Source organism: Brevibacterium luteolum (assembly GCF_025147615.1).
Taxonomy (GTDB): domain Bacteria; phylum Actinomycetota; class Actinomycetes; order Actinomycetales; family Brevibacteriaceae; genus Brevibacterium; species Brevibacterium luteolum.
Window position 1 is genome coordinate 48739 of sequence record NZ_JALXPM010000004.1, and the last position, 20980, is coordinate 69718.

At 68.3% G+C, this 20980-nt stretch carries 18 protein-coding genes; 7 read left to right on the forward strand and 11 right to left on the reverse strand.

What is annotated here, in order from left to right:
* Nucleotides 1–148: 148 nt before the first annotated feature.
* The 3 genes from M3C25_RS01895 to M3C25_RS01905 form a co-directional block, all read right to left on the reverse strand.
* Entirely contained in the window at nucleotides 149–607 is a 459-nt protein-coding gene (locus tag M3C25_RS01895; RefSeq protein WP_102161127.1) for a DUF779 domain-containing protein, read from the reverse strand.
* Nucleotides 608–759: 152 nt separating this feature from the next.
* Nucleotides 760–2283 carry an acetaldehyde dehydrogenase ExaC gene (exaC, locus tag M3C25_RS01900; RefSeq protein ID WP_102161125.1) on the reverse strand — a complete coding sequence of 508 codons (1524 nt, stop codon included), beginning with the start codon at nucleotides 2281–2283 and terminating at the stop codon, nucleotides 760–762.
* Between the two features lie 172 nt (nucleotides 2284–2455).
* Complete coding sequence (locus M3C25_RS01905) at nucleotides 2456–3712, reverse strand: MFS transporter (RefSeq protein ID WP_259854738.1); 1257 nt, start codon at nucleotides 3710–3712, stop codon at nucleotides 2456–2458.
* 48 nt (nucleotides 3713–3760) lie between these two features.
* On the opposite strand from M3C25_RS01905, the gene M3C25_RS01910 reads away from it, so the two are divergent.
* From M3C25_RS01910 to M3C25_RS01920, 3 genes are all read left to right on the forward strand, one after another.
* Nucleotides 3761–5899: a M3 family metallopeptidase gene (locus tag M3C25_RS01910; RefSeq protein ID WP_259854740.1), complete on the forward strand. Its 2139-nt coding sequence runs from the start codon at nucleotides 3761–3763 to the stop codon at nucleotides 5897–5899.
* A 39-nt stretch (nucleotides 5900–5938) separates the two neighbouring features.
* Nucleotides 5939–6406 (forward strand): YbaK/EbsC family protein, encoded by a 468-nt coding sequence (locus M3C25_RS01915; protein WP_165884483.1) that lies wholly within the window; start codon nucleotides 5939–5941, stop codon nucleotides 6404–6406.
* Nucleotides 6407–6584: 178 nt separating this feature from the next.
* A complete protein-coding gene (locus tag M3C25_RS01920; protein WP_259854774.1) occupies nucleotides 6585–7274 on the forward strand; it encodes a queuosine precursor transporter in 690 nt (229 codons plus the stop codon).
* 266 nt (nucleotides 7275–7540) lie between these two features.
* On the opposite strand, the gene M3C25_RS01925 is transcribed toward M3C25_RS01920, so the two are convergent.
* A complete protein-coding gene (locus tag M3C25_RS01925) occupies nucleotides 7541–8965 on the reverse strand; it encodes a DUF2079 domain-containing protein (protein WP_259793770.1) in 1425 nt (474 codons plus the stop codon).
* The gene (tgt, locus tag M3C25_RS01930) at nucleotides 8962–10146 is read right to left on the reverse strand and encodes a tRNA guanosine(34) transglycosylase Tgt (protein WP_375545089.1); all 1185 of its coding nucleotides are present in this window, start codon (nucleotides 10144–10146) and stop codon (nucleotides 8962–8964) included. Before tgt ends, M3C25_RS01925 begins: the two co-directional genes overlap by 4 nt.
* A 179-nt stretch (nucleotides 10147–10325) precedes the next feature.
* Here tgt and M3C25_RS01935 point away from each other — a divergent pair, with 179 nt between their 5' ends.
* Entirely contained in the window at nucleotides 10326–11159 is an 834-nt protein-coding gene (locus tag M3C25_RS01935) for a fumarylacetoacetate hydrolase family protein (protein ID WP_259854741.1), read from the forward strand.
* A 36-nt stretch (nucleotides 11160–11195) separates the two neighbouring features.
* On the opposite strand, the gene M3C25_RS01940 is transcribed toward M3C25_RS01935, so the two are convergent.
* Genes M3C25_RS01940 through hisC form a run of 3 tightly spaced genes read right to left on the reverse strand, consistent with a single transcriptional unit; the run spans nucleotide 11196 to nucleotide 14402 of the window.
* Nucleotides 11196–11810, reverse strand: a complete 615-nt coding sequence (locus M3C25_RS01940) for a hypothetical protein (RefSeq protein WP_170273114.1) — start codon at nucleotides 11808–11810, stop codon at nucleotides 11196–11198.
* Between the two features lie 16 nt (nucleotides 11811–11826).
* Nucleotides 11827–13278: an FAD-binding oxidoreductase gene (locus M3C25_RS01945; protein WP_259854742.1), complete on the reverse strand. Its 1452-nt coding sequence runs from the start codon at nucleotides 13276–13278 to the stop codon at nucleotides 11827–11829.
* Nucleotides 13275–14402, reverse strand: a complete 1128-nt coding sequence (hisC, locus tag M3C25_RS01950; protein WP_259854744.1) for a histidinol-phosphate transaminase — start codon at nucleotides 14400–14402, stop codon at nucleotides 13275–13277. Before hisC ends, M3C25_RS01945 begins: the two co-directional genes overlap by 4 nt.
* Before the next feature lie 116 nt (nucleotides 14403–14518).
* Here hisC and M3C25_RS01955 point away from each other — a divergent pair, with 116 nt between their 5' ends.
* Both M3C25_RS01955 and M3C25_RS01960 read left to right on the forward strand, forming a co-directional pair.
* Nucleotides 14519–15691 (forward strand): alpha/beta hydrolase, encoded by a 1173-nt coding sequence (locus M3C25_RS01955; RefSeq protein ID WP_102161115.1) that lies wholly within the window; start codon nucleotides 14519–14521, stop codon nucleotides 15689–15691.
* 168 nt (nucleotides 15692–15859) lie between these two features.
* Complete coding sequence (locus tag M3C25_RS01960; RefSeq protein WP_259846368.1) at nucleotides 15860–17071, forward strand: aminotransferase-like domain-containing protein; 1212 nt, start codon at nucleotides 15860–15862, stop codon at nucleotides 17069–17071.
* Between the two features lie 73 nt (nucleotides 17072–17144).
* On the opposite strand, the gene M3C25_RS01965 is transcribed toward M3C25_RS01960, so the two are convergent.
* Nucleotides 17145–17735, reverse strand: coding sequence for an isochorismatase family protein (locus M3C25_RS01965; protein ID WP_259854745.1), 591 nt, complete (start codon nucleotides 17733–17735; stop codon nucleotides 17145–17147).
* 130 nt (nucleotides 17736–17865) lie between these two features.
* Between M3C25_RS01965 and M3C25_RS01970 the strand changes: the two genes are divergently transcribed.
* A complete protein-coding gene (locus tag M3C25_RS01970; RefSeq protein WP_259846363.1) occupies nucleotides 17866–18609 on the forward strand; it encodes a hypothetical protein in 744 nt (247 codons plus the stop codon).
* Here the strand turns inward: M3C25_RS01970 and M3C25_RS01975 are convergent.
* Both M3C25_RS01975 and M3C25_RS01980 read right to left on the reverse strand, forming a co-directional pair.
* Nucleotides 18541–19911 (reverse strand): glycosyltransferase family 2 protein, encoded by a 1371-nt coding sequence (locus tag M3C25_RS01975; RefSeq protein ID WP_259854746.1) that lies wholly within the window; start codon nucleotides 19909–19911, stop codon nucleotides 18541–18543. The two genes, M3C25_RS01970 and M3C25_RS01975, sit on opposite strands and share 69 nt — an antisense overlap.
* Nucleotides 19908–20894: a glycosyltransferase family protein gene (locus M3C25_RS01980; RefSeq protein WP_259833072.1), complete on the reverse strand. Its 987-nt coding sequence runs from the start codon at nucleotides 20892–20894 to the stop codon at nucleotides 19908–19910. The genes M3C25_RS01975 and M3C25_RS01980 overlap by 4 nt, the downstream gene beginning before the upstream one ends.
* Nucleotides 20895–20980: the final 86 nt, after the last annotated feature.

The following is a 20980-nucleotide window of genomic DNA, read 5'->3' on the forward strand; positions in this document are numbered from 1 at the left end:
GAGCGCAGCACCGCAGTTCCGCAGCACCGAGCGGGCGGGCAGGCGCGCGGGCTGGCAGTCGCACAGGCGGGCAGGCGCACAGGCGGGCAGCTGACTGGGGGCCAGGAGATTCACTCTCTTGGCCCCCAGTCGTGTCCCGGCGGTGCGGTCAGCTCTCGTCGGCGTCCATCAGGGTCGAGCGGATGAGGAACCGCTTGCCGGTCGGCGTCTCGACGCTGAATCCGGCGCCGCGCCCGGGCACGACATCGACGGTCAGATGTGTGTGCTTCCAGTAGCTGAACTGCTCGGCTGACATCCAGAACTCCAGCTCCGAGGTGGTGCCAGCCGGTCGTGGGATCTCGAACCGGCCCAGCAGCACGTCGGCATCCGAGGTGAGGAACTCTCCGGCCGGGAAGCACATCGGCGTCGACCCGTCACAGCAGCCGCCGGACTGATGGAACATCAGGTCCCCATGCTGGTCGATGAGCTGCTGGAGCAGCTCGACGGCAGCCTCTGTCAGGGCGACCCGTGAACGGGTCTCCCCCTCGATCGTCGGCGCGGAGTCGAGCACGGCCGGATCGGCTGACGCTGCGGCGGCTCCATCGGCAACGGTGGTGTCATCGGACATCGGACCTCATCTCCGTGCACATGCGTGCACTGTGCTGCTGCGACGGGCCGGCAGCCGGGCCGGCGAGCGGTCTGACCGCGGGTCGGCGAGCGGTCTGACCGCCGGCCGGCACAGGTGCTGTGTTCCGGTCCGGCCCGTCGCAGATGGCAGGATCAGAAGAAGCCGAGGGCGTCTTCTGAGTAGCTGACGAGCATGTTCTTCGTCTGCTGGTAGTGATCGAGCATCATGAGGTGGTTCTCCCGGCCGATGCCCGAGGACTTGTAGCCGCCGAAGGCCGCATGCGCCGGATAGTTGTGGTAGTTGTTCACCCACACGCGTCCGGCCTGGATCTCACGGCCGGCGCGGTAGGCGACGTTGCCGCTGCGGCTCCACACGCCGGCACCGAGGCCGTAGAGGGTGTCATTGGCGATCGACATCGCATCGTCGTAGTCGCTGAACGAGGTCAGTGCGACGACGGGCCCGAAGATCTCCTCCTGGAAGATGCGCATCGAGTTCTGGCCCTTGAACACCGTCGGCTGGATGTAGAAGCCGCCGGCCAGGTCGCCGTCGAGTTCGAGCACCTCGCCGCCGATGAGCACCTCGGCGCCCTCCTGCTTGCCGATGTCGAGGTAGGACTTGATCTTCTCGAACTGGTCGTTCGATGCCTGCGCACCGACCTGCATATCAGTATCGAGCGGATTGCCCTGCTTGATCGCTCTGACGCGCTCGAGCCCAGCCTCGACGAACTCATCGAAGATCGACTCCTGCACGAGTGCGCGCGACGGGCACGTGCACACCTCGCCCTGGTTGAGGCCGAACATCGCAAAGCCCTCCAGCGCTTTGTCGTAGAAGGCATCCTTGTCCGCCATGACATCAGCGAAGAAGATGTTCGGGCTCTTGCCGCCGAGCTCCAGGGTCACCGGGATGAGGTTCTGGGAGGCGTACTGCATGATGAGCCGGCCGGTGGTGGTCTCACCGGTGAAGGCGACCTTGGCGATGCGCTTGTTCGAGGCCAGCGGCTTGCCGGTCTCCACGCCGAAGCCGTTGACGACGTTGATGACGCCCGGCGGCAGCAGGTCGCCGATGAGGTCGACGAGCACCATGATCGAGGCCGGGGTCTGCTCAGCGGGCTTGAGCACGACGCAGTTGCCGGCTGCCAGGGCCGGGGCGAGCTTCCACACGGCCATGAGCAGCGGGAAGTTCCACGGGATGATCTGGCCGACGACGCCGAGCGGCTCCTTGAAGTGGTAGGCGACGGTGTCTTCGTCGATCTGGGACAGCGCGCCCTCCTGGGCGCGGATCGCACCGGCGAAGTACCGGAAGTGGTCGACCGCCAGCGGCAGGTCGGCGTTGAGCGGTTCGCGGATCGCCTTGCCGTTGTCCCAGGTTTCGGCGACCGCGAGCATCTCGAGGTTCTCCTCCATCCGGTCGGCGATCTTATTCAGGATCACCGCCCGTTCAGCCACCGAGGTCTTACCCCAGGCCGGCGCGGCCTTGTGGGCGGCGTCGAGGGCGAGTTCGACATCCTCGGCCGTGGACTGCGCGACCTCGGTGAAGGCCTGGCCGGTGACCGGGGTGATGTTCTCGAAGTAGTTGCCCTTGACCGGCTTGACCCAGTCGCCGCCGATGTAGTTGTCGTAACGCGACTCGAAGGCGACCTTGGCGCCCTCAGATCCCGGCTGCGCGTAGACAGTCATGGATGCTCCTCATTGAGACGGTTGGAGGGTGCGACAGCACCTCTGCAGGCCGCAGGGGCGCGGCGTACCCTCACCCTATGGGGGTGTGATGCAGATCTCAACAGGCACCGGCTGGGGATTCGCACACAACCCGGCCACCGCCTCAGGAGCGGTGGAGAACCTGCCGCGCACCTCAGGTGACGACCGGCCGGGAGCGGCCGAGCAGCAGCGCGATGACGAAGGCTGAGGCCATCATCGCGCCGATGAGGATCGTCACCCCGGTCCAGCCGCCGAGCTCCCATGCGGCAGGCGCCAGGTTGCCGTTGATCGAGGAGCCGCCGTAGTAGAAGAGCATGTACATCGATGCCGCCTGCGCCGGCACCCCGACCGAGGCCTTCGCACGCACGGCCACCCAGGCTGAGGCCAGCGAGTGCATGATGAAGAAGCCCATCGCCAGCACTGCCATGCCGGCGATGATGACGACCAGCGGGCGGGCGATGAGCAGGCCGATGCCGATGAGCGCGATGAGCGAGCCGAACGGCATGACCGCTCGCAGCGAGTACCGGTCGGCGGCACGGCCGGCGAGCGCGCTGACGGTGCCGGCGACCGGATAGATGAGGTAGAGCAGGCCGATCGCGCCGATCGACAGCAGATACGGTTCGGCTTCGAGACGGAACCCGAGGACGTTGAAGGCACCGACGAACACGCCCATCCCGAGCCCGCCGGTGAGGTACAGGCCCAGCAGCACCGGGTCGCGGAAGGCCCGGCCGAAGCTGCCGATGAGTTCGCGCGGGGACTGCCGGCGGGGTTCGAAACCGCGGGATTCGGGCAGCAGCGCCCAGCATGCGGCCGCGCAGACGACCGATACGACGGCAGTGACAGCCAGGGCCATGTGCGCAGGGCTCAGCGGCATCGCCGCGGTGAGCCCGAAGCGGTCGAGGAGGTCGATGGTGCCGGTAGTGACGAGTCGGGCTGACAGCCCGCCGATCGTCGTGCCGAAGATGTACAGGCCCGTTGCCGAGGTGGCGTAGGACGGGTGGATCTCCTCACGCAGGTACACTGCGGCAGTCGCCGGCAGTCCGGCGAGCACCACGCCCATGACGAAGCGGGCGGCGAGGAACAGCGCCCAGTCGTCGACGAAGGCCACACCGATGCCCAGGACGGAGGCCAGCAGCAGCGACCAGCGGATGAGGCACACGCGTCCGATCCGCTCGCTGACCGGTGCTGCGACGATGAGCCCGAGGGCCAGGCCCGCGGTGGCGGCGGAGACGGAGAGCGCAGCGCTGGTCGGGGAGATGCTGTAGTCGCGGACGAAATACGGCAGAATGGCCTGAGTGTTGTACAGCAGAGTGAAGGTCGCCAGGCCCGCCATGAGCAGGCCGATCTCGATCCTGCGCGTCATCGGCTCCCCGCGCCGATACCCCTCGAAGCCCCGGTCGTCCTCACTCATCAGTCCCAGCATACGCGCGCGCTGAGCGCGCAGAAGAAGGAGTCCGCAGTGCATTCCGACGGTCACCCCGCCGCGTCCGAGCCCACGCCGCCGAATGACGGAACGGCGCTGGCCTCAACGCCGGTGACCGCGCCGGGGTCGAATCCGGTGCTCGACTACATCCACGGTCCGGTCGGGCTGCGGCTGCCCGATGTCGCCGCGATCGAGCCGGGTCACTTCACGACCGCCGCCGAGGCGGTGGTCGCCGCCCAGCGGCAGGCAGTCGCCGCGATCCTCGCGCAGACTGAGGAGCCGTCGCTGACGAACACGACCATCCGCATCGACCGGGCCAAGGAACCGGCGTTCCGGCTGCAGGCGCTCATGCGACTGTTCGAGTCGAACCTGCAGACCGAGGAGTTCGGCACCGCCCTGGCCGCTGCCTCCCAGCAGCTCGTGCGCTCACGCCTGGAACTGCTGCTCAACGGTTCTCTGTTCGCCCGGCTCGAAGCCGTGCCGACCAGTGATCTCAACCCCGAGGACAAACGCCATCATGAGCTGCTCATCCGCGACTTCGTGCGCACCGGCGTGCGCCTTGATGACGCGGAGCGGGAACGGGTCGCAGAGATCTCCGCTGAGCTCGACCGGTTGGAGAAGGCCTTCTCCCGGCACCTGGCTGCTGACACCTCGGCGCTGGCCGTGCACTTCGAGAACGCCGAAGAGCTCACCGGGCTGCCCGAGGCGGCCGTCCAGGCTGCTGCCGAACGCGCCGGTGCGGACGGTGACGGGCAGGGCGGGTATGTGCTGCCGCTGCTGAACTTCACCCAGCAGCCGCAGCTGGCGCAGCTGCATGAGCCGGCCTCCCGGCAGCGGATCTTCGAGCATTCGATCGCCCGCGGCTGCCGCGGCGGGGAGCATGACACCCGGCAGATCATCAGCGACATCACCGCGCTGCGCGCCGAGCTCGCCCAGCTGCTGGGCTTCCGCAGCTTCGCCGAATACACCATCGACGATGAGACCGCCGACAGCCCCGATGCCGTCGGCGACCTGCTCGCCGGTGTCCTCAACCCGGCCCGCCAGACCTTCGAGGCCGAGATCTCAGCGATCTACGAGCAGTTCGAACCCGAGCAGATCGCCCCCGCCGACGTGCGCTACTGGCTGCAGCGGCTGCAGAGCGAGCGCTACTCCCTCGACCCGCAGCAGGTCGCCGCCTACTTCGAGCTCAACCGGGTGCTGCACGACGGCGTCTTCTACGCCGCCGGCCAGCTCTACGGTGTCGAGTTCCGCCCCGCCTGTGACGAGAATGGGGAGCCGATGAGGGCCTGGCATCCGGACGTGACCGTCTACGAGGCGTGCGAGAACGACCGGGCCATCGGGCTCATCTGCGTCGACCCCTTCGCCCGTGCCGGCAAGCGCGGCGGGGCATGGATGGACCAGCTCGTCTCGCCGGGCCGGCTGACCGGTGAGCTGCCGATCATCTCGATGACGATGAACATCACCCGGCCAGCTGCCGGGCAGCCGTGCCTGTTGAGCATGGACGAGGTGCGCACCCTGTTCCACGAGTTCGGCCACGTCTTCCACGGCCTGTTCTCCGACAGCACCTACCCGGATCGGGCCGGCACCGCAGTCCCGCGCGACTACGTCGAGTTCCCCTCCCAGCTCAACGAGATGTGGGCGCTGCACCCGCAGGTGCTGCCGCACTACGCCCGTCACGTCGAGACCGGGGAGCCGATCCCCGAGGCGCTCGTCGAGCGGATCCGTGCAGCCGATGACGTCGGTGCCGGGTTCGACACGATCGAATACCTCGCCGCCGCACTGCTCGACCAGAGCTGGCACCTGCTCGAAGCCGGCGAGCGCGTCGATGATGTGCTGACCTTCGAAACCGCGGTGCTGGAGGCGGCGCACTTCTCCCCGCTCGTGCCGCCGCGCTACCGCACAACGTACTTCTCGCACATCTTCACCAGCGGTTATGCCGCCGGCTACTACGCCTACATGCAGGCCGAAATGCTCGCCGCGTTCGCCACCGAATGGTTCGAAGAACAGGGCGGACTCAACCCCAAGGCCGGTGACGCCTTCCGCCGGGCAGTGCTGGCACCTGGCTTCTCGACTGATCCGATGGAGACCTTCACCGACTTCTTCGGCCAGGCACCCGACGTCGGACCGCTGCTGCGCCGCCGCGGCTTCGCCCCGCGCCACGAGACCGCTGACTGACACCACTGCCATCCCTGCCACGACCTGAGAAAGGACACCATGCACGCACGCAACACCGCCGTCGCCCGGGACCTTGAGGCCGCCGGCATCGACGCGGAGATCACGCTCTTAACCGAGCAGACGAACACTGCCAAGGCCGCTGCCGCCTACCTCGGCGTCGAGATCGGGGCGATCGCCAACAGCCTCATCTTCGACGCCGACGGCGAGGCGGTGCTCATCATGACCTCGGGCCGCCACCGTGTCGACACCGACCATGTCGCAGGCATCATCGGAGCCAAGAAGCTCGGCCGGGCGAGTGCGGACCTGGTGAAGTCGGCGACCGGCCAGGTGATCGGCGGGGTCGCCCCGTGCGGCCACCCTGCCCCCGTGCGCACCTACATCGACGTCGCGCTGCGCGACTACCCCGAACTGTGGGCCGCCGGCGGCACTGCCGACTCGATGATGCCCATGACCTATGACCAGCTCATCACTCTGACGAATGGACAGGAGATCACCGTTGAACCCTGAGAACATCGACAAGCCTGCTGCATCTGGGCAGCCGGGTCCGCACAGCGAGCACCCGGCGGTAAACACCCAGTCCCCCACCCCTGCGAACCCCGCCACCGCCTCGGGTACGGCCCACCCAGCCACCGCCTCGGGTACGGCCACCGCCTCGGGAGCGGAACCCAGCGGCGCCGGCACCCGGCTGGCCGCCTTCGCCACCTCCCGCGGCCGGTACTACGCGATCGTGCTGGCCGTCTTCTGCGTCGTCCACATCGTCTCGAACATCTCCGCGACCAAGGTCATCGGCTTCGGGCCGATCGTCACCGACGGCGGCGCCTTCCTCTTCCCGATCGCCTACATCCTCGGCGACGTCATCAGCGAGGTCTACGGCTTCGCCGCCGCCCGCAAAGCCGTCATCACCGGCTTCGCCCTCCAGATCCTCGCCAGCTTCGTCTTCTGGCTCGTCCTCATCTCCCCGCCCGGGCCCGGCTATGAGAACCAGGCGGCTTTCGAAGCCGTGCTCGGCTTCTACCCGCGGATCGTGCTCGCCTCACTCGTCGGCTATGTGGTCGGGCAGCTGCTGAACTCCTATGTGCTCGTGCGCGTCAAGCGGGCGATGGGCGAGAAACGGCTGTGGGTGCGGCTGATGTGCTCGACCGGCGTGGGCGAGTTCGCCGACACACTGCTGTTCTGCACGATCGCCTTCGCCGGTGTCATCCCCGGCAGCGACTTCATCGTCTACATCATCGTCGGCTTCGTCTACAAGGTCGCGGTCGAGGTGCTGTGCCTGCCGCTGACGTACCAGGTCATCAAGGTCTTCAAGCGCCACGAACCCAGCTACGGCAACGTCGACGAGACCGAGCACCTGCGCGCCAACGCCGCAAAGCTCTAGGGCCGGCGGCGGAGCTGGTCACAGCGGACCGGCAAGCGACACGGTGGCCCCATACCTGCACACCGGCGAGACCGGTCCCGCGTGCCGGTGGCTGAAAGTTGGAAAAGTTATTCATGGCTTGGAGCCCTCACACCATGAACAACTTTTCTAACGTTCCCAGTGGCCGGACCACCCAGTGGGCGGACAGCTGAGGTGTGACGGTCCGAGCGGTCAGGTGATCTGCTGAAGCCAGTGCACCACTCGCGCTGGCTCCACCGCGTCGCCGCTCAGCCTGCTGCGTCGCGGGCACCGCGGGCGCCGCGGTCGACGAGTTCGAAGCCTTCGCCTGAGTACACGACAGTCCAGTCGCCGCCGAATCGCTCCTCCGCCCAGGTCTCGACAGGCTGCCCGACGTCGTCGGGCCTGCGCAGCACCGCCTCGGGCACGGCATCGCCGAGGCTGCCGATCCAGAACGTCTGCGTGCACGGCACAAGGTGGGCCAGCAGCCTGACGTCGGCAGCGACGGAGTCGTATCTGCACGCCTCAGCGATCGCCTGATCAGCATTGAGGTCGAAGGCCTGCCAGCGCCACAGGAGCTCGATCTGCGTCTGCGAGAGCATCGCGGCAGCAGCGATCGCGGCGATGAACGGCGCGAACACACGGTGCCGGCGGGCGGCTGCGTCGATGAGGCACACAGCAGCGATCGGCATGAGAACGGCCGAGTAGTGGAAGTTGGTCTCCCAGTAGCCTTCGACGCTGCCGAGGAACCGCCAGGCCAGGGTCGGCAGCATGAGCAGCATGAACGGCGAGCGCACCCCGATCCCACCAGCAGCGAGCACGAGGAACCCGGCGGTGCCAAGCTTCGTCGTCAGCCCTGCGGTCAGGGTCTCGGCGAGGGTGAGCTGGCCGGAGTAGTCATAGTCGCCGGTGACGTTGAAGGCCGGGATGAAGATCGCCACGGCGAACACCGTCCAGGCGATGCCCCAGGCGGCGAGGAAGATCGCAGCGCGCGTCTCGGCGCGGTTGCGCAGCCAGATGACGAGGCCGAACAGCGCCACGGTGATGCCGAGGTCCTCTTTGACGAAGACGAGCAGCGCGATCGCGACGAGGGCCGGCAGCCGCTTGCCGCGCATCCACCACACGAGCCCGAAGGCCAGCAGCGGCACGGCGAAGGCGATCTCGTGGAACTGTGCGATGACGGCGTTGACCAGTCCCCACGAGAACACGTACGCGGCAGTCACGAGCCAGCCGCCGCGGGTGCCGAGGTGTTCGCGGGCGAGCGAGGCGATCGGCCACACGGAGGCGGCGAAGAGCGCGGCCTGCGCGATCATGAGCGTCAGCCCGGAGGGTGCCAGCCAGTACAGCGGGGTGAGCAGGATGAGGATCGGGTGGAAGTGATCGCCCCACAGATGGAAGCCGGGGCCCTTGATGTCGACGATCGGCGTCTGGCCGCGCGCGTACTGGTCGAGCAGCTGCGTGAAGATCCCCAGGTCCCAGCTCGGCGCGTAATTAGCCTGCCACATGAGGATCGACAGCACCGTGTACAGCACGAACGCCACGGCCGTGCCGATGGCTGGCATCCAGTTCGTCAGCAGGGTGCCGAGTCCCGGTCCGGTATCGGCGTGGGCGGCTCGGTTGGCCGTGCCCGAGGCAGTACTCGCCTCGGTGCCGGCAGCTGCGTGGGCTCCGGTGCCGGAGTGCGCTTCGCTCACTGCATGGTCGCCTTCGGGGCGTAGTAGCGGCCGAGCACCTCGGCTTCGAGCTCGTCGAACCGGCCGTCCTCGATGGAGGCGCGGATCTCGTCGACGAGGGTGACGATGAAGTGCTCGTTGTGGATGGTGCACAGAGTGGAGAAGAGCATCTCCTTGGCCTTGAACAGATGCCGCAGATAGGCGCGTGAGTAGTTCTGGCAGGTGTAGCAGGAGCATTCGGGGTCGATCGGGCCGAAGTCGCGGCGGTACTTCGCGCCGGTGATGTTGTACCGGCCGTCGCGGGTGTAGACGGCGGCGTTGCGGGCCACGCGGGAGGGTGAGACACAGTCGAAGGTGTCGGCCCCGGCCTTGATGGCGGTGAACAGGTCGTCGGGTTCGGAGATGCCGAGCAGGTGGCGCGGCTTGTCCTCCGGCAGCTCCTCGCACACCCAGCCGACGATCGTGCCGAGGTTCTCCTTCTCCAGCGCCCCGCCGATGCCGAAGCCGTCGAAGTCCATCGCCCCGAAATCGCGGGCGGCCTTGCGGCGCAGGTCCTCGTACTGGGCGCCCTGCAGCACCCCGAACAGCGCCTGGTACGGCCGGTGCGACCGCGCCTCAGTCAGCCGTTCGTGTTCGGCCAGGCAGCGTTCGGCCCACAGACGGGTGCGCTCTAAGGACATCTCCTGGTAGCCGCGGGTGTTCATGAGGGTGGTGAGCTCATCGAAGGCGAACATGATGTCAGCGCCGAGCTGATGCTGGACCTGCATCGACACCTCAGGGGTGAAGCGGTGCAGGGTACCGTCGATGTGGGACTTGAACGTCACCCCGTCGTCATCGACCATCGCCCGGCGCTCCTTGTCGGCGGCGATCGCCGAGTCGTCCGGGGAGTCGGGGATGTCCATCGAGATGACCTTCTTGAAGCCCACGCCCAGGCTCATGACCTGGAACCCGCCGGAGTCGGTGAAGGTGGGGCCGGGCCAGTTCATGAACTTCCCCAGCCCGCCGGCCTCGTCGAGCAGGTCGGCACCGGGCTGCAGATAGAGGTGGTAGGCGTTGGCGAGCACCGCCTGCGCGCCCAATGCTGCGACGTCGTCGGGCTTGACGGCCTTGACGGTCGCCTTCGTGCCGACCGGGATGAACGCTGGGGTCTGGATCTGGCCGTGCGGGGTGCGGATCGTGCCGGTCCGCCCGCCGGTGTCCATCCGGGTGCCCACGGAGAATCCGAATTCCTCCCGCCGGCACACGGCCGCGGTTCCTGCCACGCCCGAGGCGCCGGTGTCCTGTTGCTGAGAAGTCACCTCAACAGTTTAGCGACGGAATATATGGTGCGAGTATCGGCACCGGCGCCGCAGCCCCTGCGGCATGAGCGACGGAGGACACCATGAGACTGGCGACGATCACCCTGACCGCAACCGGCGGCACGACCGCGGCACTGCACACCGGCGAAGACTATGTGCCGATCCACGGTTTCGCAGATGTCGGCCAGCTGCTCGCCGCCGCCGATGGTCTTGAGCAGGCGCGCACCACCTCGGCGCCGGCGATCCCCGCACACGAGGTGCGCACACTGCGGCCGGTGCTGCATCCGGCGAAGGTGCTGTGCATCGGCCTGAACTATCGCAATCACATCGCCGAGGTCGGGATGGACACCCCGGAGTTTCCGACCGTGTTTGCGAAGTTCGCCCGCTCGCTCACCGATCCCGGTGCCGAGGTGGTGGCCCCGGCTGAGGACGAGAAGCTCGACTTCGAAGGCGAGCTGACGATCGTCATCGGCACGCAGGTCCGGCGGGCCAGTGCTGCCGCGGCGGCTGCTGCGATCGCCGGGTACACGGTGACCAATGACTTCTCGATGCGCGGCTATCAGCTGCGCACCCAGCAGTGGCTGCAGGGCAAGATGTGGGAGGCCTCCTCCGCTGTCGGGCCGGTGGTGGTGACCGCCGATGAGTTCGATCCGGCGGCTGCGACGCTAACGACGCGGGTGAACGGGGAGGTCCGGCAGCAGGATTCGACCGGCGATCTCGTCTTCGGACCGGCGGAGCTCGTGGCGTACCTGTCGACGATCATCACGCTCGAACCCGGCGACCTCATCCTCAGCGGCACCCCGGCAGGTGTCGGGATGGCCGATGAGCGGTGGCTGGCACCCGGCGACGAGGTGTCAGTCGAGATCTCGGGGATTGGGGCAATCAGCAACCGGATCGGCGCCGGCGAGTTCATCTGAGATCAAGGTGCGCTGGGGCGCCGCTCGGTGGGTGGCTCAGGCGTTCTGGGTGGCGAGCGCGCGGATGCGCCGCAGGGACAATGCCGACATCACCGCTGTGACGACACGGATGACCGGCAACAGCCGGGCTGCGCGGGTATCGTGCGGCTGCCAGCGAGCGCGCACGTGCAGGCGGGTGGCCACTGCGTCAGGGCGCAGCACCACCGCCCACGAGGAATTGACAGCACAGAACTCGCGGACAAGCGTGGCGATCGTCCCACCGCAGGTGGTGACGACGAGGCACTCCCCCGGACTCACCGCCGCTACCCGCAGGGTGATGAATGGGGCCACCGGGAAGGCGTCGCCTGCGTGCACGTCCTGCCATTCCGGGTGGATGCGCTTAGCAGCCTCAGAATCGCAGCCGATCGCCTGGTCGATCACCGGCAGTGTGTAGAACCCGGCCCTGTGCTGACCGAGCTGAGCGATCCGCGGCCACACCGCCTCGGGAGCGGCAGCGATCGCCACGACCCGATCCACCTGGACCGGCGCGGCAGGCAGCAGGTCATCACCGGGCAGCACCGCCTCGGACGCGGAGGACTCAGGCAGGCAGGCGAGGCGGCGGGCGGCCTGGCCGAAGGCGAATCCCAGGGCCAGGCCGGCCGTCAGCGTCACCGCCTGCATCCTCAGCTCACAGTACGCCGAGCATCTTGCCGGGGTTGAGGATGCCGAGCGGGTCGAGGGCATCCTTGATCTTCAGGTGCATGGCGCGGGTCACCGGATCGAGTTCGCGGGCCAGCCACTCCTTCTTCAGATAGCCCACCCCGTGCTCACCGGTGATGGTGCCGCCGAGCTCGAGGCCGAGTGCCATGATCGCGTCGAACGCGGCAAGCGCCTGCTCGGTGGCCTCTTCGACACCTGCGTCGAAGAACACACACGGGTGCATGTTGCCGTCGCCTGCGTGCCCGGCATTGGAGATGAGCACATGCGGGTGCTCAGCGCGGATGCCATCGAGGCGGGTGAAGAACTCGCGCATCTGCCCGCGTGGGATGCACACGTCGTCGATGAGCTCGCCGCCGCCGTGGGCATTGGCATACTTCTCCCCGGCCGGGCCGACCGCGCGCCGGGCGGCGACGAGGAGTTCGGAGTCAGCCGGGTCTTCGCTGAAGACGACCTCGGCGGCGTTGCAGGCGTTGGCGACCCGGGTGAAGGTCTCCATCTCCTCGGTCGCATGCTCTAAGCTGCCGTCGCCGTTGGACTGCACGAGCAGCATCGCACCCATGCCTGAGGGCAGGCCGAAGTCGCCGTAGTCGTTGATCATGTCGATCGAGGTGCCGTCGAGGTACTCGAGCATCGAGGGCCGGGCGCCGGTGGCCATGAAATCGCAGACTGTGCTCGCGGCATCGGCTGCCTCGGGGAACAGCGCGATCGCCGTGAGCGGGTCGGGCAGGGCGGGGATGAGGTCGAGGGTGATCTCGACGATGACCCCCAGCGTGCCCTCGGAGCCGATGAACAGCTGGGAGAGCTCGAGCCCGGCCACGCCCTTCCGGGTGGGCCGGCCGACGCGGGTGACCTGCCCGTCGGCGAGCACGACGGTGAGGCTGCGGACGTAGTCGCGGGTGACGCCGTATTTCACGCAGCACAGGCCACCGGCGTTGGTCGCGACGTTGCCGCCGATCGAGGAGATCGCCACCGAGCCGGGATCCGGCGGGTAGGACAGTCCGTACTGGGTCAGGGCCTTCTTGAGGTCCTGGTTGATGACGCCGGGCTGGACGGTGCAGGTCTGCTCGACGGTGTTGATCTCGACGATCTCGTTCATCTTCGCCACAGACAGCAGCAGACAGCCCTCGACGGCGTTCGCCCCGCCGGACAGCCCGGTGCGCGCGCCCTGCGGGACGACCGGGATGCGGTGGGCGGTGGCGAACCGCAGGGTCGCCTGCACATCCTCGACTGAGGCGGCGCGCACGAGCGCTGCGGCCTCACCGACATGGGAGAACAGCGCCCAGTCCTTCGAGTAGGTGCCGATGACGTCGCGGTCGGTCACGAGCGCGCCGGCGCTCAGTTCGGCGGCCAGCTCATCGAGCGGCACATCGGCGCCTGTCTTGTCCACCGCCTGCTCAGCGGTCTCGTGGGCGGCGGTCACTTCGGTGCTCCCTCTGCCTTGTCCGGGGCACCGGCGTCGGTGACCGCGCCGCCGTCGGCGGCGAAGTCACCGGCGACCTGCAGCACCCGCTGCATCGCCTCGGCCGGGCCCACGGAGATCCGCACCCCGTCCTTGAGGTTGCGCACGGCCAGCCCGGCCTCCAGGCAGGCGGCCTCGAAGTCGTCGGAGCGCTCCGCGAGGTTGAGCCACACGAAATTGCCGTGGGCCTCGAAGACCTCGTAGCCGAGACCGCGCAGCCCGGCAGCCAGGTCATCACGCAGCCGAGCGACCTCCTTGGCGCGGACCTCCATATCCTGGCTGTGCTTGAGCGAGACGAGCGCAGCCTGCTGGGCGGAGGCGCTGACGGAGAACGGCAGGATCGACTTGCGCAGCTCCATGATGAGCTCGGGATCAGCCACCGCATAACCGACCCGCAGCCCGGCCAGTCCGTAGGACTTGGAGAAGGTGCGCAGCAGCACGAGGTTCGGGTGCTGGCCGAGCGCTGCCAGCCCGTCTGCGGCGTCTTCGGCGTCGCAGAAGTCGATGTAGGCCTCGTCGAGGACGACGATGACATCGGAGGGCACCTGGGCCATGAAGGCGTCGAACTCGTCCTGGCGCAGCGCCGGGCCGGTCGGGTTGTTCGGGGTGCACAGGATCACGAGCCGGGTGCGCTCGGAGATCGCAGCGGCCATCGCCGGCAGATCGTGGCGGCCGTCGGCATCGACGCTGATGCGCTGGTGGGTCGCCCCGCACAGGTTGGCCAGCTGCGGGTACATCTCGAAGGACGGCCATGGGTAGACGACCTCGTCACCGGGGTCGACGGCGATGTGGAAGAGGGCCTTGAGCATCTCGGAGGCCCCGGCGGAGAACAGCACGGTATCAGCGCTGACGCCGAGGTGGTCGGCGAGCGCGGCGGTGAGCTCAGCGACCGAGGGGTCTGCATAGCTGGCTGGGGCGCGGCCACCGGCGTCGATCGCCTCGGCGACGGCCGGCAGCGGATCCATGTGGTGCTCGTTGGAGGACAGTTTGAAGGTCTTGAGACCCTCGGTGGCCTTCGGCGGCTTGCCCGGCACGTAGGCCGGCGTGGTCTTGAGGGCAGGGCGCAGGCGGAACTTTTCACTCATAGCGTCATGGTGCCATATCCTGCCCCGTGCCCGAGGCGTTGCCCGGGTTCCGCGACCGCCGCCGAGGTGGGAGCCGGCTGGGTGGGACATGCGGGCTGATCTGAGACACTGGGCAGATGGCAGCACAGCGGCAGTGGCGTGAGGACATCCTCGGACCCCGGTTCCGCATGCTGCCGATTGCGGTCGGTGACGGGCAGAACGCCGTCATCATCGCCCCAACGCTCCCCGATCCGGCCCCGGCACCCGCTGCCGACCCGGCTCCGGACGCGCTGCGGAAGGCGCAGCCGTCCCTGCAGCCCGCCGGCACCAGGCACCCGGCGATCCCCGCCGACACCGCGGTGATCTACCTGCACGGCTGGTCGGACTATTTCTTCCACCACCGGCTGGCCGACTACTATGCGTCGCTGGGCATCGCCTTCTACGCCATCGACCTGCGCCGCTACGGCCGCAGCCTGCTCATCGACGCAGCCGGCGGCCCCGAGCGCTGGGCGCCCGACACCTCGGGCGCGGACGCCGCCCTGACCGACGAGGCGGCCGCGCAAACGCTGGCGGCAGCTGCTGTTCAGGAGGTCGAGGACGATCTGCCCGCCCGGGTGCTCACCGGGCATGAGACCCATGCCGGGTATATCGAGGATCTCAGCGACTACGACGAGGAGATCGCCGCAGCACTGGCGGTGGCGCGAGAGGAGAACCCCGGCTGCCGGATCCTGTTGCACGGCCATTCGACCGGCGGGCTGATTCTGTCGCTGTGGGCGGCACGGCATCCGGAGGAGCCGAGCGCGCTGCTGCTGAACTCGCCGTGGCTGGAGTTCCAGTACGATGCCGCCGCCCGCAAGCTCATGAATGCGTGGATGAGTCTGCGCTCGATGTCGGCGAAGCCGCTGAACGTGCGGATGCCGAATTTCTACACCCTCGCCAGCGCTTCCCTCGGCCGGCTGCCGTATGACCTCAGGCTCAAGCCGCCGGGCGGGTTCCCGATCTACCCGGCGTGGCTGCAGGCGATCTTCGCCGGCCATGAGCAGGTCGCCGCCGGTCTCGACCTCATGATCCCAGCGCTCGTGCAGACCTCGGCTGCGACCCTGCGCGGCGGCTCCTTCTCCCCGTCGATGGCGACCGCCGACATCATCCTCGACGTCGATGTCATCGCCCGCCGGGCACTGTCGCTGGGCCGTTCCGTGACGATCGAGAAGATCCCGAATGCGATGCACGACGTCTTCATGTCCGCCGAGACCCCGCGCCGCCAGGCCTATGACGGAGTCGCCCGGTTCCTCTACGGCACCCTCGGCTGAACCGGCCGGCTGGCTGGGGCCTGCGCACCGGGTCCCCGCCAGGATCCGGCCACGCCCGCCAGTCCTCTGTCCTGTCCGCCAGTCCTGTGCCCTGCCCGCCAGTCCTGTGCCCTGCCCGGCAGATGGGACGGTGTCGTTACCGGCACGGAAGCGCTCTAGAGTGTCGGCATGACACAGCACGGTGACCTGTCCCATGTTCTAGCCCGCCGCGCCCAGGGCGGACCCGGTGAGCTCTCGGCGATCCTCGCGCTCGCAGCCCAGGGCGGGGATCTCATCGACTTCACCGGCGGGTTCCCCGACCCCGGCCTGTTCGATGCGCAGCTGCTGAGCGAGCTGGCGGCCAAGGCCGTCTCCACCGCGCCCGAGGTGGCGCTGCAGTACGCTTCGAACCGCGGGCTGGCCCCGCTGCGCGAGTCCCTGCGCACCCTCGTCAGCCAGACGCAGGAGCATACACCGGCCGACGGCGAGCTCATCGTCACCTCCGGCGGGGTCGACGCGCTCACCCTGGTGACGAAGGCGCTGGCCGATCCGGGCGCTGCTGTCCTCGTCGAGGCGCCGACGTATCTGGGGGCCTGCACGGTGTTCACCACCAATGAGACGGTGCCGGTGGCGATGCGCAACGACGCTGAAGGCCTCGTTCCCGAATCCCTCGCCGAGGCGTGTGAGACCGCCCGCAAGCAGGGCGCGGAACCGGCGTTCGCCTATGTCATCCCCGACTTTCAGAACCCTTCGGGTCTGCTTCTCTCGACTGCGCGCCGTGCTGCGCTCGTCGCTGCGGCCCGGGAGGCCGGCATTCTGCTCGTTGAGGATGTCGCCTACCGCGATCTCGCCTTCGACGGCTCGTACCTGCCTTCGCTCTATCAGCTCGGCCCGGACGTCACGGTGCAGATCGGCACGTTCTCCAAGACCTTCACGCCCGGCACCCGGCTGGGCTGGGCGTGCGGGCCGGAGGCGATCATCGCGGCGATGGCCGAGGTCAAGACGACGACCGACCAGTGCGCCTCCGCCCTCGCGCAGTGCATGCTCGACGCCTACATCCGCGAAGGCCACTTCACCGCCGGGCTGCCAGCCATCCGCCGCGCCTACGCGCAGCGGTGCTCTGCCCTGCTGGCCGCACTCGCCACGCACCTGGAAGGCGCAGCGACGTGGACGCAGCCCGCTGGCGGGTTCTTCACCTGGGTGGAGGTTCCCGGCATCGATGCGAAGGCACTCGCCTCGGCCGCCGTTGAGGCGGGAGTCGCCTATGTGCCCGGAGCCCCGTTCTTCGTCGACCGGGTCACCGATGACCACCTGCGGCTGTCGTTCTCGCGTACCCCGGCCGAGCGGATGGACGAGGGTGTCAGGCGGCTGGCCGGTGTGCTGGAGCGCGCGAGGGGCTGAGCTGACCCTTCCTGCGGCTGGCGGTCTCCCGGGCTGACGTCTGCTGGGACTGACCGCTTCTGGACCTGACGTCTCAGGAGAGTTCGGCGCCGGCGGCGTTCATCTCCTGCAGCGCTTCGGCAGACCGGTTCTCATCGACGCCGGCGACAAGATCGACGAGCACCCGGACGGCGAAGTCCTCATCGCGGCCGTCGAGCACGGTGGCGCGCACGCAGTGATCGGTGGCGATGCCGCACACGGCGATCGAGCGGATCCCCTCTGCCCACAGCCAGTCGGCGAGCATGACCGAGTCGTCATCGGTGAGATGGCCTTCGAATCCCGAATAGGCCGCCGCGTACTCACCTTTGCGGAAGACCGCATCGACGCTGTCGATGGCCGGCCTGAGCTCGGGGTGGAAAGCAGCACCGTCAGTGCCGGCCACGCAGTGGACCGGCCAGGTGCTGATGAAGTCGGGGTGGTCGGAGAAGTGATCGCCGGGATCGATGTGCCAGTCAGCGGTGGCGACGATGCGGGCGTAGTCGTCCCGATGCGCGGTGACGAAGTCGGCGACCCGGCGGGCCACTTCCGTCCCACCCTCGACCCCGAGGGCGCCGCCTTCACAAAAGTCGTTCTGGATGTCGACGAGGACCAGGGCGGTGCTCTCGCGGTTGAGTTCGGAAATCATATCCTTCAGTGTATGGCAGGCAGCAGCGGAAACCGGCTGTCGCAGGACTGCAACAGAACCTCGTTGTCCCCTCCCGGTTCCGCCCTTTAAGCTGAGGATCACAGCACCCGCCTCACGCCAGGAGCACCGCATGGAACACCCGTCCCCCTTTCGGCTGGCCGCCGGTTTTGCTGCATCAGCCGGCATAGCCCTCGTCCTCTCTGCCTGCTCCGGCGGTTCCGGCGCAGCGGACAAGTCCGCCGAACAGGCCGGGGGCGGCACTGCGCAGCCCGCTGAGGAGACCTCCGCGCCCGCAGACGATGCCCTCAAGCAGCTGAACGAAGACGAGCTTGCCACAGTGCTCAACGAGCTGACGTACGACGGGAAGAGCTTTGCGACCATCGATGCGGAGCCGCCGGAGGTGCAGAGCGCAATCGAGCAGTTCAAACAGGCCGACGTCGAACCAGCCGCCTGCCAAGACGTCCTCATCGAGCTCGTGACCAAGCCCTCTGCCGATGTCCCGAACAAGTCGGCGCTGAGCGACGACAATGGCTACACGGCGGCGATCGCCTCATATGAGACGGACGATGATGCCGCTGCGGCACTGCAGAACATGATCGACACGAACTCCACCTGCTCGAACATGACGATGACAGTGGCTGGAGAGCGCATCGAGATGGAGATGTCTGTTGACGTCGTCGACATCCCCGGCGCCGGCCAGGCAGTCGAGACCGTCACCACGAGCCCGATGGCTCCGGGCACAGAGCAGCACACAGTCTCAGCCGTGGTCAAGAACGGGCTCGTCACCGGCTCCGCCCTGCACGACTCAACGACTGAGAAGTCCGTCGGCCTCACCACTGACCTCGTCAGCGCCTACGACGAAGCCGTCAGCTGACCCAGGCTCACCCAAGCTGATTCCCGCCTGGCACCCTTTCAGCTCCTCTTCGGCAGCCTGACGCCACGTGTCCTCGAGCGCCAGCAGGGCCGGAGAGAGGGCCCATTGCCGCACGAGCCGCAGCCCGGGTTCGGATCCGGACTGCGGCCTTTCCCCCCGCCTGTGCCGCGGGCCGCGGGCCGCCAGTGCCACCGCGCGGGCCGGCCGGATCTCAGCGTAGAGCTGACCGGTGCTATCGGTCACCGTCGCGCAGCGCTCGGCCATGGCGGCTGCTTCGCACACTGCCTGCAGCTCGCCCGGTCCGGGGCAGAAAGCCCGGTGTGCACAGACATCGAAGCGTGGGCGGGCCCGGCTCCATTCCGGAACCACATCGTGGACCCGCGGGTCGGCGGCGAAGACGCCCGGCATCTCGGGGCCGGTTGCAGCAGCGTCCTGGCCCGCGGTGACCACGACGTGCACGTCGCCGGCGGCCAACAGCGCGGTGATCGCGGCGACGTCGCAGCCCGTGTCGCCGCTGCTCGGCAGGTGGACGAGGATGTCGGGGACTGCGAAGACGATGCCGGCAGGGCGCATGATCGGATGCGTGATGCTGGCGGCCAGTGCCATCGACTCGGCGTTCTTCTCCGCGCGCTTGCCGGCGGTGTCTGCACCCCAGCGGTGGGCCCAGTCGCCGCCGAGGTGGTGGGCAAGGGCGTGCGGGAGGTGCCGGTAGTCTGCGCCGGCCAGGCGGGCCTGCCAGGCGAGTTCCCAGTCCTCGCCGCCGTAGCCGATGAAGCCTGCGTCGAACCCGCCGATCGTCTCGAACAGCTCGCGGGTGAGGGCGAGGACGGCGGAGATGATGAACCGGAAGCCGGTGTCGTCGATGCGCTGCAGGTCCGACGTGTCCGTCCAGGCGCGGGTGAGCCAGGCAGGTTCGCCGAGGTCGGTCGGCGGAGTAGTGTCGGTGTCGAGCATGCGGCGGCTGCCGACGGCCAGCGTCCACGGCTCCTCGACGAGCGCCTCTGCCAGGGCGGCGATGCAGCCAGGCTGCGGGATCGTATCGCCGTCGAGAAAGACGAGGATCGTCCCGCTGGCGTGCGCGGCACCGAGGTTGCGGGCGGCTGCGGCACGGAAGCCCCGGTCGTCCTGGCGGACGAGTCGCACGCCGGCCGGCACCTCGGGCGCGGTGGCCGAGCCGTCGTCGGCGACGATGATCTCGATGTCGCCTGTGTATTCCTGCGCGCTGATCCCGGCGAGCACCGCGCTCAGCCCTGTCGGATTCTCGTAGTAGGGGATGATGACGGAAACGGACGGGGCTGTCATACGGTGCTCCAGATACGGCGGTAGGCGGCGGCGACCTCAGCCCAGCCCCAATCCGGAGGGGGTGTGTCAGCCCATGTCGACGCGGGTGTGCGGCAGGCGGCGGCGAGTGCCTCGGCAAGGGTGCTGGGCGTGCAGAGGCGCAGCCGGCCCGGCCAGCGCGCGGCGACTTCGGTCGTGTAGTCCGAGATGGTGGTCAGCGGCACCCGGTTATGGGCGATCCAGGTGTTGAGGGAGCCGGAGGCGGAGACGTGGCGGTGGGCGCAGACCGGCACGGTGACCGCATCGAGGGCGGCTGGGAGTTCGGTGTCGGGGATGTAGCCGGTGCACTGCAGGTCGATGCCGCGCTCTGCCGCCCGCGAGCGCAGCCCGGCAAGGTAGCCGGCGTGGCCGTCAGCGACGTCTCCGAGCAGCAGGATGCGGGTCCCGGCCGGAGCCGCGTCGATGACGTCCTCGCAGCCCTTGCCGGGGTAGACGAACCCGAAGATGCCGATGACCGGGATGCCCCCGTCTGAAGATCCGGCCGTCGGTGGGCCGGGAGCTGCAGCCAGCGGACGCGGTGCTTCGATCGGCAGGGGCACGACGTGGATGGCCCCGGCGGATTCCAGCCGGCGGGCTTCAGACTCAGAATTCGTCACCACGACGTCAGCGGCGCGCACGAGCCTGAGGTAGGCCGCCTGCCGGCGGGCGCAGCGATCAGCACCCTCGCCAGGCTGCGGGATGTCGTGCAGAGTCAGGCTCAGCAGCCGACCGGCGGCCAGGCGCAGCACTGTGTCGACAGCGGTTTGCGGATCGGGGCCGCAGAGGTGGTCGGTGAAGCTGATGTGGACGAGCTCGGCGTCGGCAGCCGGGGCCGGCAGCTGCGCCGGGTTGAGAGCCTCACGAACGAACCCCTGTCCCAAAGCCTGGTGCAGATGTCGCCCGAATCGGATCACTCCGTGGGCAGGCGGGCCGGTGAGAATGTGCTCAACGGCATGTGCGTCCACTGTTCACCTCGACTCTGACCCGGAATCATGTATGCGGAACCGGATCGGCGCCGCACGGTGATACTATCAAGTCACCTTACCCTGCA